Below are 13,548 nucleotides of genomic sequence, written 5' to 3' on the forward strand. Positions count from 1 at the left end.
CTGAAGAGATGATTTTGAACTTAATTGTATTTCTTGTGTTATTAATACTAACAGCTTTTTTCGTTGCGACGGAATTTTCCATAATACGAGTTAGACCGAGCCGAGTTCAGCAAATGGTTGCAGAAAACATTAAAAATGCAAAAGCAGTGGAAATCGTAACGAAGGAACTCGATGGCTATTTATCTGCATGCCAGCTTGGTATTACGATTACTGCATTAGGACTTGGTTGGTTAGGTGAACCAACGGTAGCAAAGGTACTTCATCCTTTGTTTGTTAAATTACCGATTTCTACTGAGATTAGTGATATCATTGCATTTATTATCGCCTTTCTGTTTGTAACTTTTCTTCATGTAGTCTTTGGTGAACTTGCACCTAAAAGCATTGCAATTATTAAATCAGAAGCATTGGCGTTGAAACTTGCTCCACCAATTATTTGGTTTCATAAGATAGCTTACCCATTTATATGGGTGCTTAATGGTTCCGCCAATGCGTTAGTAAAGCTGATGGGATATACATTAATGAGCGAAACAGATGCTCATAGTGAGGAAGAGATTCGCCTAATACTGAATGATAGCTACGAGAATGGCAAAATCAATAAAAGTGAATTTGGATTTATGAAAAATATTTTTGACTTTGATGTTACATTAGCACGAGATATTATGGTGCCACGAACGGATATGGTATGTGTTTTTGTTGAAAATAGTACAGACGTGAACATAGATACGATTATGCAGGAACGATATACTCGCTTTCCAGTCGCTCAAGGTGACAAAGATAATATTATCGGGTTACTTAATACGAAGGTATATTTATTTCAACATATTACTAAAGCAGAAGAGCATCCGGACGTTACTAAATTGATGCAAAATGTATTGTCTGTTCCGGATACGATTCCAATTCGTAAATTGCTTACGATTATGCAACGAGATCAGATTCATATGGCTATTTTGCTCGATGAATATGGTGGTACATCAGGATTAATTACTATTGAAGACATTATCGAAGAAATCGTGGGTGAAATACGCGATGAGTTCGATTCAGATGAACGAGAAGAAATTGATCGTATCGATGAGAGACGTTTTCTTGTTGAAGGTCGCGCACTAATTACTGATGTGAATGAGATGACAGGCTTGGATTTGGATGTAGGAGAAACGCATACCATTGGAGGCTGGTTGTATCAATTACAACCGGATCTAGATGAAAATATCGAGTGGAAGTATGCCGACGCCACTTTTATTATTCGTGAGCGAGATGAAAATCGCATTCGCAGTATAGAAATTATTGTTGAGGCACAAGAACCAGAAATGTCTGGACTCGGTCATGCATAGAATAGAGAATGTACAAGCAGAAGGTTTGTACAAATTCTCATTCTAAAGACGAGAAGGAGTGTGTCTAAGTGTTGGATTTAATTAAAGCAATTATTATGGGTGTTGTGGAGGGTCTGACGGAGTTTTTACCGGTTTCCTCCACAGGCCATTTGATTTTAGTTGGTCATTTGTTAGGATTCGAAGGAGAGCGTGCTAAGACGTTTGAAGTTGTAATTCAGTTTGGTGCAGTACTAGCAGTTCTCGTACTATATTTCAAAACATTTATGAAAGTATTGCAATTCAAATTAAATAAAGGTATGAATTTCATACATATATTACTAGCTATGTTACCTGCAAGTATTATTGGCTTATTACTTCATTCTGTAATTAAGCAATATTTGTTCGGTCCATCTACAGTGTTGATTGGTCTAGTACTTGGCGGTATTTTAATGATTGTTGCAGAAAGAAGTAAGCGTGAAGTCACAGCGGAAGAAATAGATGATATTAGCTACAAACAAGCTTTCATTATCGGATGTTTTCAAATTTTAGCGTTATGGCCTGGATTTTCACGTTCTGGTTCTACAATCTCAGGTGGTATTTTGGCAGGAACAAGTCAGAAGGCAGCTGCAGAATTTACATTTATAGTATCAGTACCGATTATGGGGGCAGCGAGCTTGCTTGATCTTATTGACAATCGTGCGGGTCTGACAACGTCTGATTTGCCGTTATTCCTAGTCGGATTATGCGCATCATTCATTGTCGGAATGTTAGCAGTTGTAACGTTCGTTAACTTGATGAAAAAATTAAAACTATCATGGTTCGCATACTATCGTTTCGTACTAGCAGCAGTATTTGCAATAATAATTTTATAAGTTAAGGTTATCGTTGAATCTAAACTTCAAGTGCAATGCAGGCGTTCGTAAGCCGAGAAGATGAAGCTATTTATCGGAAGGCGGAATCGCAAGTCGCTATCAAAGGCTGCAAAAGAGGGACAACCAATGAGTCTATTACATAGACTCATTAGATTGTCCCTCTTTTTGTATACCTGTCCACAATATTTCAATCATCTGCGCTACCAGTTGTTCCACAGGAATTTGTTGCTGTTTAAGATTAAGATGGTTTTTCATCGTCAATAATGCTACAAATGTGTGTGCAAGTACGACGGGTGAGTGATGATTCGTTATTTCACCACTAACAATACCATCTTGGAAAGCATCATGGACAATATCATGAAGTTTTTTCTCCGCTTTCCGAATATTTTCGGTCTGTTCGTCAGATAATTCAACAGCGGCATCACGCATCATAGATTCAAAATCAAGATGGGCATTACTCATTTGTCGAATGGCGATTTTAATTAATTTATCTTTCAAAGGCATATCTTCATTTAATATTTTAGCGGTTGCATTATGTGCGATCGTCATTACTGCAACAAGACACTCCGTAAATAATTCTGATTTATTATTGAAGTAGTAATAAACACTAGCCTTCGTGATTCCACATGCCTTCGCAACAGATTCTAATGATACTTTTTCATATCCGACCTCCATAAATAAAAAAGCACCAGTTCTTAAAATGCTCATTTTCGTAGGTGATTGTTCAACTTTTGGTCTACCTGGTTTACGCTTTGGTATAGAGTTAGGTTGGTTTTCGTTCATAACGAGCATCCCTTCATCAAAAATTCATTAAATAATATGTTGATTTATTTACTAACTAGTATATATAATTAATTAACCGAACGGTATAGTAAATTAATTAGTGAATACGAAATGGAGGAAATATTCATGATTCAACGTATTGCAGCTTGCTTTACAGGCAAGATCAGCAAGTGGGTTACACTAGTAGTATGGATATTAATTGCGCTTATATTAACCTTAACATTACCTAGTGTAGGGGACAAGGTGCAAAATAATGCGGCTAATTTACCGAGTGATGCACAATCTGTATTAGCAGATCAAGTTATACAAGAGTATTTCCCGAATTCCACAGGTGTGCCTGCCTTATTAGTATGGCATCGCGACGCTGGATTAACCGATGAAGATTTCTCTATTGTACGACAATTAGCTGAGGAACTAACGAACAGCCCATTACCTGCACAAGAAGCGATTATTCCATTGCATATGGGCATTCCGATTGAAGTATTAACGTCAGAAGATGGTAGTACACTTATATTACCAATCACATTTACTGATGAGACAGAAACTGAAGTGCTGAAAGAAAATCTCAATCACATAAGAGAATTCATTAACGAACAAGCTGGCGCAGATATATTTGAAGCTGATCTAGCAGATGGCTTATCAGCAAGATTTACTGGTCCAGTCGGGATTTCTGTTGATGCAACAGATCTATTTTTAGACGCAGACATTATATTACTAATCGCAACTGTGTTGCTTGTACTCGTTCTATTATTACTTATTTATCGATCTCCGATTCTTGCCTTCATTCCGTTAGTTGGTGTAGGCTTTGCTTACCTTGTGACGAGTCCGATACTGGGCTGGTTAGCTGGAAAAGGTTGGATTACTGTAGATTCACAAGCGATAAGCATTATGACTGTATTATTGTTTGGTGCAGGAACGGATTATTGTCTATTCCTAATTACTCGCTATCGCGATGATTTGCGACATGAGAAAAATCCGAGAACGGCATTGATTCACGCGTTCAAAAATGCTTCCGGAGCAATTGCTATGAGTGGGTTTACTGTTGTGATGGCATTACTTGTATTGTTATTTGCGCAGTATGGTTCATCTCACCGTTTTGCAATTCCATTCTCACTTTCGATCCTAATAATGGGAATTGCAAGCTTAACACTAGTTCCGGCTATATTAGCGATTCTAGGTAGAGCTTCATTTTTCCCTTTCATTCCTAGAACAGAGGAAATGGAAGAAGAAAGAGCAATTAAACGTAATAAACCAGTTAAAAAACAAAAAACTCAACATCGCCTATGGGGGAAGATCGGTACTTTTGTTACTGAAAAACCTTGGCTAGTAATCTCCATTACGATGATTGTATTAATTGTACTCGCTGCCTTCTCGACACAAACGAAATATAAATACGATCTATTATCATCCTTCCCCGACGATATGGAATCAAGAGAAGGATTTACTATTATCGGACAGACGTATACACCTGGTGAGCTTGCACCGATCACAGTCATTGTGAAAGATAATACTGATGTAAATGCACTAGCTAATAAAGTTGCAGCTCATGAACTAGTTAACAACGTTACAGAAGCAGTTGTTAGTGAAGTAGATTCAACATATAGCTCATTTGAAGTAGTTCTAGATATTGATCCTTATTCAACTGATGCGATGGCCTATATTCCTAATTTGGAAGAGCAGTTAACTACTGAGTTGGGTAACACTGATAACTTTTGGATCGCAGGTCAAACAGCAGGTCAATATGATAATCAACAAATTAATGATAGAGATAATAGTGTCATTATGCCAATTGTTATCTTATTAATTATTATCTTGTTATTAGCTTATCTTCGTTCAATCATTGCGACAATATATCTTGTGATTACCGTATTAGTGTCATTCTTAGCAGCACTTGGACTTGGTTGGATCATTCTTCACTATGGTCTTGGTATAGATGCGATTCAAGCGGCAATTCCATTATACGCATTCGTATTTCTGATCGCGCTTGGTGAAGATTATAATATCTTTATGATCTCAGGTATTTGGAAGAAAGCGAAAACAATGCCATTGAAACAAGCTGTCAAAGAAGGGGTAGCTGAGACAGGTGAAGTTATTTCATCTGCTGGATTAATTCTAGCAGGAACATTCTTTGTTCTAACTCAAGTACCGATTACAATATTATTGCAATTTGGGGTTATTACGGCGATTGGTGTATTACTTGATACATTTATCGTTCGTCCGTTCCTTGTACCAGCGCTTACTGTTGTCTGTGGAAAATGGGCATTCTGGCCAAGTAAGCATAATACTAAGAAATAATTTGATAAATATTGTAAAATGTAACATTTTTCCTCCTAATATCGTTCTATCTAATAGAGAACGATATTAGGGGGATTTTTCATGTCAATCAATATTTACTTCATTAGTTAATCAAAAGTTGATAAATATGTTCTATATTGAAGTGTCCTATTGTTCTAGCTGAAATGTTAATGTTCAGAAAAAACAGGAAATAATATATGAAGTGTGGTTCAAGAAATTAGTTTAAATGATTCAGTCAAATGTTGATTAAGTGAAGAGTAGGTGATGGCGAAACATGGAATTGAAAAGAATAAAAATCGTACATCTGTTTGTAATGGTTATAGTACTACTGAGTGGAGTTATGGTTGGTGAACATAAAAGTGCATATGCATGTAGTTGCGCTGTTGGACCAGGAAGTTTTGAAGATGAACTAGCGGATAGTGACTATGTATTCGATGGTGTTGTAACGGACAAGAAAGAAGAAAGTTCATTTCTAGGATTTAAGAGTTCAGATGAACCAGTAGAATGGACGTTTCAAGTGAACGGATCATGGAAAGGTGAAGTTACTGAAATTATGCAGGTCACTTCAGCTCAATCCTCAGCTAGTTGCGGTTATGAGTTCAAAGTAGGAAAACGTTATGCAGTATTTGCTAGTGAGGCGGATGGCACAATCAAAGTCACATCGTGTAGCAAAACATTAATTATTGCAGATAACTCTGACATTTTCACTGAGTTAGGATCATATAAAGATGAATTTAATGTCCCACCTATTGATGATCTTGTAGAAGAGATAGTGGGTGATCCTAATTCATCCGTCGCACATAATCCCCGCACAATCAATGAAGAGGGAGATAATACAGTTACGCAGATAACAATTACTGATCAGAACGGGGCACTTTATAGCGAAGAAACAACTCAAAAAGATTCTATTGAAAAAGTTAACGAAAACGGTATAATTACATTCGTTGTTGTGTTGTTACTATTTATAATGCTTACTGGAATGCTCATTTACAGAAAAAGAAGGAATTAGTAAGAGATTAGAGTTTTGCTCAATAGCGTGAAAGATTAGCTAGTATAATGAGTAGGAAATGGAGGACTAGAAAGTGAAGTGGAAACATCTTGTCCATGTTTTTTTAATTGTTATTTTACTATGTAGTGGATTAATGATTAGTGAACGAAATAGTGCACATGCCTGTACTTGTTCAGATCCCGGGAGCTATGAAGAGGCTTTAGAAAAGAGTGATTGGGTATTTGACGGTGTTGTGACAAATAAGAAAGTAAAAAGCTCACTATTAGGAATACAAAATTCGTCTAGTCGAGTAGAATGGACGTTTCAAGTGAATGGTTCTTGGAAGGGTGAAGTGACTGAACTTATTAAAGTCTACTCAGCCCAATCATCCGACAGCTGTGGCTATGGATTTAAAAATGGAAAACGTTACGCAGTATTTGCAAGAGATGTGGATGGCATAATAGAAGTCTCTTCATGCAGCAAAACATCAATAATTGCAGATAACTCTGACATTTTCACAGAATTAGCTTCTTATAAATTCGAAATTAATGTCCCACCAACAATAGATTCTGTAGATCATAGTGAGATTGATCCTAGCTCACCGGATTCTATCGTGAAAATTGCAACAGAAGAAGAAGTAAAGCAAAGTATTCAAGATAGAAAGACGATGTTAATGATCGCATTTGTCATTGTAGGTTTATTATTTATCGTTGGTGCTTTTGTGCTTATACGTAGAATTAGTAGGAGATAATGGATTATATGGGCTAACCTATCTGCTACTCCCATGATCTAGCGCAGATAACAGTTGAAATATACATAGAAGTAAGTGTATGCTGTTGTATACAGTGTTATTTCGATACTATAACAAAAAGTTAGCTATGCTTACGAAGTGACTTTTTGTTACGTAGAAGTTGAACAAGCAGCAACAAAAAGTTAGCTATGCTTACGAAGTGACTTTTTGTTACGTAGAAGTTGAACAAGCAGCAACAAAAAGTTTAGGAGGATATATAATGAATGTACAAATATTACATGCAAAAATGACACATACGAAAGAAGATGGTCATGTAGGGGCTGTTCACTTTCAAGTAGAAGGTCATCCCAAACCTTATGAGATGGCATTACATAAAAGTAGAAAAGCTAAAGAGTGGGGTTATGGATTATTTTTCTTAGCTGGTTCAGGTGATGAAGAGCTATTGCTTGAAGTTGAAGATGAAATTGAAGAAAATGATGAATTGTATGAGCAATTAGTTGAAGCGGCTCTAGCTGCATTGGAGCAAGAATAACAGTGTAGTCAATGTTACAATAAGAAGCCGTATCAAAGGACTACCTTTTGATACGGCTTCTTATTGTCAAAACTATAAAAGCTGTACATTACAGTGTCTGTCATTACGTTATTTTGATTGATTTCCATCTGAATGCTTCAATTTGTATCGACGAATTCCACGTATTAAAAGTATACTTAACATAATAGCGCCTAAAGTGAAAAATAATGCTTCATATTGACTAATAAGTACTATAAACTCGGGAATACGGTCACCAACGAAATGTCCTAGTGTGAAATAAATCGACGTCCACAGAGTTGCAGCTGAAAAAGCAATAAGTGAGAATTTAGAGAATCTCATATTGTTCATTCCCATTACATAAGGTGTTGCATGTCTAACAAATGGGAAAAACACACTAATTGGAATAGCATATAAGCCGTATTTATCAATGAGATAATCTGACTTCTTAATAAACTTCCCAAATTGTTGTTTCTTAGAAAACCATTTCCCAAGTCGACTACTCGTAAAGCGGCCTAAGCTATAGTTGAATGTCATTGCTGAACAAATACCGAGAGTCACCATAGCAAAAGCAATCGGAGAATCCATTACTTCAGCTTCAGAAAGTGCGCCTGCGGTTAACACAACAGCTTCATTTGGAATTGGTAAACCAATTAATCCGAGACATAGAACTAGAAAAAGTGCGATAGGTCCTATCGTCTCAATAATCTCTAATAGTAAATCATAACCCACATTCATTCTCCTTGATTCAAAATCTATAATCAATTAATTGTATCATAACCATCATCAGAAAAGCTTAATCTAACATTAAAGTTTCGTGACGAAAGGGAGTATGTAGTTTTGAAACCGTCTAGCCTAAAAGTAGTAATAGCACTATATCTCACTACTTTTCTAGCTGCAATAGAAGGTACGATCGTTTCTACTGCAATGCCAATTATTATGGATAATTTAGAGGGCGCCGAATTGTATAGTTGGGTCAATACGATCTATTTGTTAGCAATGGTCGTTGCAACGCCGCTGTATGGTAAGCTCTCTGATATTTATGGTCGTAAGTTATTAATTAGTATTGGCATCATAATATTTATTATCGGTTCAGCACTATCAGGTATTGCTTGGAATATGTCCAGTCTAATTGTATTCCGCGCAATACAAGGTTTAGGTGGAGCAAGTCTCCTTACATTACCAATGGTTATTATTACGGATCTGTTTCAAGATCAACAACGGTATAAGATTCAAGGGTGGCTCTCTAGTATATGGGGAGTAGCGGGTATACTTGGCCCATTAACAGGTGGTCTATTAGTAGATTATGTATCTTGGCGTTCAATTTTCTATTTAAACGTACCGTTTGCCTTAATAGCACTTGTGCTTATATACAAATTCTTGCCTAATCATTTTGCCAAAACAATAAGTAGGATTGATGTTAAAGGAATTTCTACGTTCTCTATCGGTATCTTATTGCTACTCTATGGATTGAATGGGTTTGTAGAACACGATGACATATCGGCCAAATGGTTATACGGCATATTGATGTTTATAGCATTGATTTGTCTCTATACTTTTGTGAGAGTAGAGAAAAATGCGAATGACCCATTTATTCCGTTAGAAATTTTTACAAATAAAATGTTCCGCTTTACACTAATTTCAGGATTTGTATTATCCGCAATTACGGTAGCAATTATCTTCTATATCCCATTGTGGATGCAACATGTGAAAGGATTTTCGGCAACGGGTTCAGGATTAATTATGATTCCTTTGTCGATTACATGGCCATTAGGTTCAATTCTAGCTGGTCAATTCGCGTTTCGTTATGGAATGAGGAAAATGGGATTAATCGGGTCTATCTTTTTATTACTAGGTAGTGGGGCTATGGCGACGATTACAGTGGATACTTCGCCCATTCTTATTATGATCTATATATTAATTTCGGGAATGTCCTTTGGTGTTTTATTATCTTCATTCTCATTCTTAGCATCAGCAGTTGCTAGTGAAAAGGTAAGAGGAGCAGGTTTGTCCGCAGTACAACTTTTCCGTTCACTCGGACAAGCTGTAGGACTTGTTTTATTTGGAATGTTACTCTATAGTCAGACCAAATCGCCACAATATGTTAGCTTATTAGAAATAAGTTTGCGACAAATCTTTGGTGCAATTGCGATAATATCGCTCTTGTTGGTGATCTATATTACTTGGGCATTACGTAACAAAGAATTACTAGCATCATACAATTTTGCAGGAGAACCCAAAACAACTAAAGTTAAGCAGGGAGCTCAAGTATCAGCGGATAGAAGTTGAGACAGCCAGTTTGATATGTTAATGTGATAGATAACAGTAGAGATAGAATAGGAGAATGTAACTTGAAATTCAGACCTTGTATTGATTTGCATGATGGAAAAGTGAAACAAATCGTGGGAGAAACGTTAAACAATCAACTTGTTGAAAATTTTGTATCTGAATATTCCTCTAGTTACTATGCAAAGCTATTTGAGAAGGATCAGTTGCGCGGGGGACATGTTATTATGCTCGGTCCTAATAATGAAGCAGCAGCCAAGGAAGCTTTAAGTGCTTATCCGGGAGGCTTACAAGTTGGTGGAGGAATCACTGCAAGTAATGCTTTACAATACTTAGATGCAGGGGCTTCACATATTATCGTTACTTCCTATATTTTCAAAGATGGTGCTTTGAACTGGGATCACTTACATGCAATCCTAGATGTAGTAGGCAAAGATCGATTAGTTATCGACTTGAGCTGCAAATCTAAAGAGGGTAAGTGGTTTGTCGTTACGAATCAATGGGAGCAATTCAGTGATTTTGAAGTTAATCAACAAAATATTACTGAACTTGAGAAATACTGTGATGAATTTTTAGTTCATGCGGTTGATGTTGAAGGTAAGCAGTCAGGTATTCAACAAAGTCTTGTTCGTGATCTAGCCCAGTGGACGACAATACCAACAACATATGCTGGTGGAGCCAGGTCTCTAGAAGATATCCAGTTGTTTGAGCAAATTAGTCAGTCCAAACTAGATTTGACGATAGGCAGTGCATTATCAATCTTCGGTGGCGCTTTGCCATATGAATCGGCATTGGCAGCATTCAAATAATTTGAACTTAAATAAGTACTCATTGCAAATAGTTATAAATAGCATTGAATGTCATTTTTATAGAGATGACATCAATGCTTTTTTTGTTAATAATTATTTTTGTAAAAACAAAATTTATAGATGAATAGCCTTCATTCGAATTAATTTCAATCTAAGGCTATTTCATTTCTCATGCTATAATAATGAGAATGAGTATTGAATAAGATGTCCGAGGATACTACATATGGGGGTCGTATATTAGATATGAACAAAACAATTGGAATATTAGCGCATGTCGATGCTGGCAAGACGACCTTTTCAGAACAATTACTATATCATACCAACAGTATTAAGCAGCGTGGTCGAGTCGATCATCAAAGTAGTTTTCTTGATAGCCATGAGATTGAAAAGCAAAGAGGGATCACAATTTTTGCAGATCAAGCAATATTAGAATATGAACAATCACTCTATTATCTTATCGACACACCAGGCCATGTCGACTTTTCCCCCGAAATGGAAAGAGCAATTCAAGTGATGGATGCTGCAATTATTGTCATAAGTGCTGTCGAAGGGGTAGAAGCTCATACAGAAACCGTTTGGGAGCTTCTGAAAAAACATCAAGTTCCAACCTTTTTCTTTATTAATAAAGTTGATAGAACTGGTGCTAATGTTGAACTAGTCATCGATGAGATTCGTCATCAATTAACTGGAGATGTATGTGCGGTTACTACTTCGATAGCAACTGGAACGATGAATGACGATGTTATTGAATGTATAGCTGAACGTGATGAAGGATTGCTAGAACGATATATGCAGCAAGGGTATGAATGGGAAACATGGTCAACTAAGATGAGGAAGATGATTCAATCTTGTGAAATTTATCCATGCTTTACTGGTTCAGCATTGCAAGATATAGGAGTTAAAGAGTTTATAGAGAACTTAGACTTTTTAACGGTTACGGACTATCGCAATGAACTTGCATTTGCAGGACAAGTATATAAAATTCGTTATGATGAGAGCGGAACGAGAGTAACTTATATTAAAGTATTAAGTGGAGTATTGAGTGTGCGAGACGAGATTGATTATGGCGATGGGGAACAAGAGAAAGTAACTCAAATGCGTCGTTATAATGGAAAGCTATTTCAACAAATCAATCAAGCTGTTGCGGGGGAAATCATTGCTCTTACTGGTTTGACAAAAGCTGTTGTCGGTGATGGATTAGGCGTATTGCAAGAGAAGGCAACATATGAAATGTTTCCACTGTTACGGTCTAAAGTAGTTTTTGAAGCAGCCATTAATGTGAAAGAATCATTGAAGTATTTTCGTATATTAGAGGCGGAGGATCCTTCACTTAATGTGATCTGGGAAGAAAAACTTCAACACATTCAGTTGCATGTTATGGGAAAAATTCAGTTAGAAGTGTTGGAGCAAGTTGTGTTTGATAGATTTGGGCTCCACATAACGTTTGAAAAACCAGAAATTATTTATAAAGAAACAATTTCGGCGGAAACTGTAGGGTATGGACACTTTGAGCCACTTCGACATTATGCCGAAGTACATTTGAGAATAGAACCTGCAGGACGGAATAGCGGTATAAGTTTTGAGAGTGTATGTCATGCTGACCATCTAACGGTAGGATTACAAAACTTAGTAGGGCAGCATCTGTTAGAAAAAGAACATCATGGCTTACTAACAGGATCTGCGCTTACTGATATGAAAGTAACCTTATTAACTGGACGAGATCACAATAAGCATACACATGGTGGCGATTTTCGCGAGGCTACATTACGTGCGTTGAGGCAAGGTTTGGAGAAGGTAGAAAATATACTTCTTGAGCCTTATTATCAATTTAAAATTATTGTACATATTGAACAAATGGGCAGAGTATTATCTGATATTCAATCTGCTTATGGAAGTTTTGATCCACCTATGACAGATGGAGATAAAGCGATTCTAGTCGGTAAGGTACCCGTAGATACTTTCATGGAATATAGCTCAACTCTTGCCTCTTTTACACAAGGTAAAGGTAGAATTCAACTAACGTTTGCTGGTTATTTTCCCTGTCACAATGAACGTGAGGTTATTGAACGGATTAGTTATGATAAAAATGCTGATCCCGAATATAGTTCTTCTTCGGTATTTTGTGCGAAAGGAACAGGTTACACGGTGAAATGGGATGAAGCTGAGCAGATGATGCATTGTTAATAATTAAGCATTAGATAGCTATATAGCGGACTTCGTTTGACTTATAACAATAACATGCACCCCGTAGGGTGCATGTAAGGAAACAAGTTATACTTTAAGAACCTTCACCATGGTTATTGCGTGAATGATTATGATTTTTTACCTTTTTAGAACCTGAAAGAGGTTCGTTTGGATGTTTAGGATCTTTATGATTATTATCATTGTTGTGCTGATCACCGATGTTGGGATCAACTGTAAACATGGTTTTTGACATAAATGTTCCTCCTAAAACTTCTCATTAGCTGAGCTTTAGTTAACGTTGTGTTAGTTCTTTCAGATGTTGTGCACATTCGTGAATGTGTTTAACATAGTCTTTAGCTAAAGACTGAATAATATCTGACTGTTCGTCGGTTGACTGCTGATCCTTTTCCACGTCAATAAATTCAACATGAACTTCACGATCATCGACATATTTACATCTAAAATCAAAAGAATAATGAGTTCGTCCAGCATTTTCGATGTGAATTAATAATGTATCTGGAAATTTCGCATCGGCTTGGACAGTGCATTCATCCGATGATTTTAATAAAGTTGAGAGCTTTTCTTGCCAAGCAGTAACTAAATCTTCGGCACTAATTGTAAGAACTTTCGTATCACTCATTGATCTCACCTCCAAAACGTATTATGTCTATATGCAGCAAGTCATATACAGTGTTTTTGTGACAATGATTGGGGAGTCTGTTAGCAGCATTAATTTTGTAATTA

The 13,548-nt window shown here is 36.7% G+C and carries 13 protein-coding genes; 9 read left to right on the top strand and 4 right to left on the bottom strand.

What is annotated here, in order from left to right; all coding sequences use genetic code 11:
* Nucleotides 1–8 precede the first annotated feature (8 nt).
* Both NV377_RS03555 and NV377_RS03560 read left to right on the top strand, forming a co-directional pair.
* Nucleotides 9–1,328 (top strand): hemolysin family protein, encoded by a 1,320-nt coding sequence (locus NV377_RS03555; RefSeq protein ID WP_258199785.1) that lies wholly within the window; start codon nucleotides 9–11, stop codon nucleotides 1,326–1,328.
* A 68-nt stretch (nucleotides 1,329–1,396) separates the two neighbouring features.
* The gene (locus NV377_RS03560) at nucleotides 1,397–2,179 is read left to right on the top strand and encodes an undecaprenyl-diphosphate phosphatase (RefSeq protein ID WP_258199786.1); all 783 of its coding nucleotides are present in this window, start codon (nucleotides 1,397–1,399) and stop codon (nucleotides 2,177–2,179) included.
* 135 nt (nucleotides 2,180–2,314) lie between these two features.
* On the opposite strand, the gene NV377_RS03565 is transcribed toward NV377_RS03560, so the two are convergent.
* Entirely contained in the window at nucleotides 2,315–2,962 is a 648-nt protein-coding gene (locus NV377_RS03565) for a TetR/AcrR family transcriptional regulator (protein WP_258199787.1), read from the bottom strand.
* Between the two features lie 126 nt (nucleotides 2,963–3,088).
* Here NV377_RS03565 and NV377_RS03570 point away from each other — a divergent pair, with 126 nt between their 5' ends.
* From NV377_RS03570 to NV377_RS03585, 4 genes are all read left to right on the top strand, one after another.
* Complete coding sequence (locus tag NV377_RS03570) at nucleotides 3,089–5,257, top strand: MMPL family transporter (protein WP_258199788.1); 2,169 nt, start codon at nucleotides 3,089–3,091, stop codon at nucleotides 5,255–5,257.
* A gap of 274 nt (nucleotides 5,258–5,531) precedes the next feature.
* The gene (locus NV377_RS03575) at nucleotides 5,532–6,266 is read left to right on the top strand and encodes a hypothetical protein (protein WP_258199789.1); all 735 of its coding nucleotides are present in this window, start codon (nucleotides 5,532–5,534) and stop codon (nucleotides 6,264–6,266) included.
* A 73-nt stretch (nucleotides 6,267–6,339) separates the two neighbouring features.
* The gene (locus tag NV377_RS03580; RefSeq protein WP_258199790.1) at nucleotides 6,340–6,996 is read left to right on the top strand and encodes a hypothetical protein; all 657 of its coding nucleotides are present in this window, start codon (nucleotides 6,340–6,342) and stop codon (nucleotides 6,994–6,996) included.
* Nucleotides 6,997–7,255: 259 nt separating this feature from the next.
* Nucleotides 7,256–7,528, top strand: coding sequence for a hypothetical protein (locus NV377_RS03585; protein WP_258199791.1), 273 nt, complete (start codon nucleotides 7,256–7,258; stop codon nucleotides 7,526–7,528).
* 108 nt (nucleotides 7,529–7,636) lie between these two features.
* Here the strand turns inward: NV377_RS03585 and NV377_RS03590 are convergent, their stop codons facing one another.
* The gene (locus NV377_RS03590) at nucleotides 7,637–8,257 is read right to left on the bottom strand and encodes a DedA family protein (protein WP_258199792.1); all 621 of its coding nucleotides are present in this window, start codon (nucleotides 8,255–8,257) and stop codon (nucleotides 7,637–7,639) included.
* Between the two features lie 108 nt (nucleotides 8,258–8,365).
* Here NV377_RS03590 and NV377_RS03595 point away from each other — a divergent pair, with 108 nt between their 5' ends.
* The 3 genes from NV377_RS03595 to NV377_RS03605 all read left to right on the top strand — a co-directional run bounded on the left by NV377_RS03595 (nucleotide 8,366) and on the right by NV377_RS03605 (nucleotide 12,804).
* Nucleotides 8,366–9,814, top strand: a complete 1,449-nt coding sequence (locus NV377_RS03595) for an MDR family MFS transporter (RefSeq protein ID WP_258199793.1) — start codon at nucleotides 8,366–8,368, stop codon at nucleotides 9,812–9,814.
* A 62-nt stretch (nucleotides 9,815–9,876) separates the two neighbouring features.
* On the top strand, nucleotides 9,877–10,620 hold the full coding sequence (hisA, locus tag NV377_RS03600) for a phosphoribosylformimino-5-aminoimidazole carboxamide ribotide isomerase (protein WP_258199794.1): 744 nt from the start codon (nucleotides 9,877–9,879) through the stop codon (nucleotides 10,618–10,620).
* Nucleotides 10,621–10,863: 243 nt separating this feature from the next.
* Nucleotides 10,864–12,804 (top strand): elongation factor G, encoded by a 1,941-nt coding sequence (locus NV377_RS03605; protein WP_258199795.1) that lies wholly within the window; start codon nucleotides 10,864–10,866, stop codon nucleotides 12,802–12,804.
* A gap of 94 nt (nucleotides 12,805–12,898) precedes the next feature.
* Here NV377_RS03605 and NV377_RS03610 read toward each other — a convergent pair whose 3' ends face one another.
* Entirely contained in the window at nucleotides 12,899–13,045 is a 147-nt protein-coding gene (locus NV377_RS03610) for a small acid-soluble spore protein P (protein WP_373425802.1), read from the bottom strand.
* Between the two features lie 51 nt (nucleotides 13,046–13,096).
* Entirely contained in the window at nucleotides 13,097–13,444 is a 348-nt protein-coding gene (locus NV377_RS03615; protein WP_258199797.1) for a hypothetical protein, read from the bottom strand.
* Between the last annotated feature and the right edge of the window lie 104 nt (nucleotides 13,445–13,548).

The organism is Paenibacillus endoradicis (assembly GCF_024721975.1).

Bases quoted from the DNA above. Each gene is read 5' to 3' on its own strand.
- NV377_RS03555 (WP_258199785.1), top strand. From the start codon at position 9: ATGATTTTGAACTTAATTGTATTTCTTGTGTTATTAATACTAACAGCT.
- NV377_RS03565 (WP_258199787.1), bottom strand. From the start codon at position 2,962: ATGAACGAAAACCAACCTAACTCTATACCAAAGCGTAAACCAGGTAGA.
- NV377_RS03570 (WP_258199788.1), top strand. From the start codon at position 3,089: ATGATTCAACGTATTGCAGCTTGCTTTACAGGCAAGATCAGCAAGTGG.
- NV377_RS03575 (WP_258199789.1), top strand. From the start codon at position 5,532: ATGGAATTGAAAAGAATAAAAATCGTACATCTGTTTGTAATGGTTATA.
- NV377_RS03585 (WP_258199791.1), top strand. From the start codon at position 7,256: ATGAATGTACAAATATTACATGCAAAAATGACACATACGAAAGAAGAT.
- NV377_RS03605 (WP_258199795.1), top strand. From the start codon at position 10,864: ATGAACAAAACAATTGGAATATTAGCGCATGTCGATGCTGGCAAGACG.
- NV377_RS03610 (WP_373425802.1), bottom strand. From the start codon at position 13,045: ATGTTTACAGTTGATCCCAACATCGGTGATCAGCACAACAATGATAAT.
- NV377_RS03615 (WP_258199797.1), bottom strand. From the start codon at position 13,444: ATGAGTGATACGAAAGTTCTTACAATTAGTGCCGAAGATTTAGTTACT.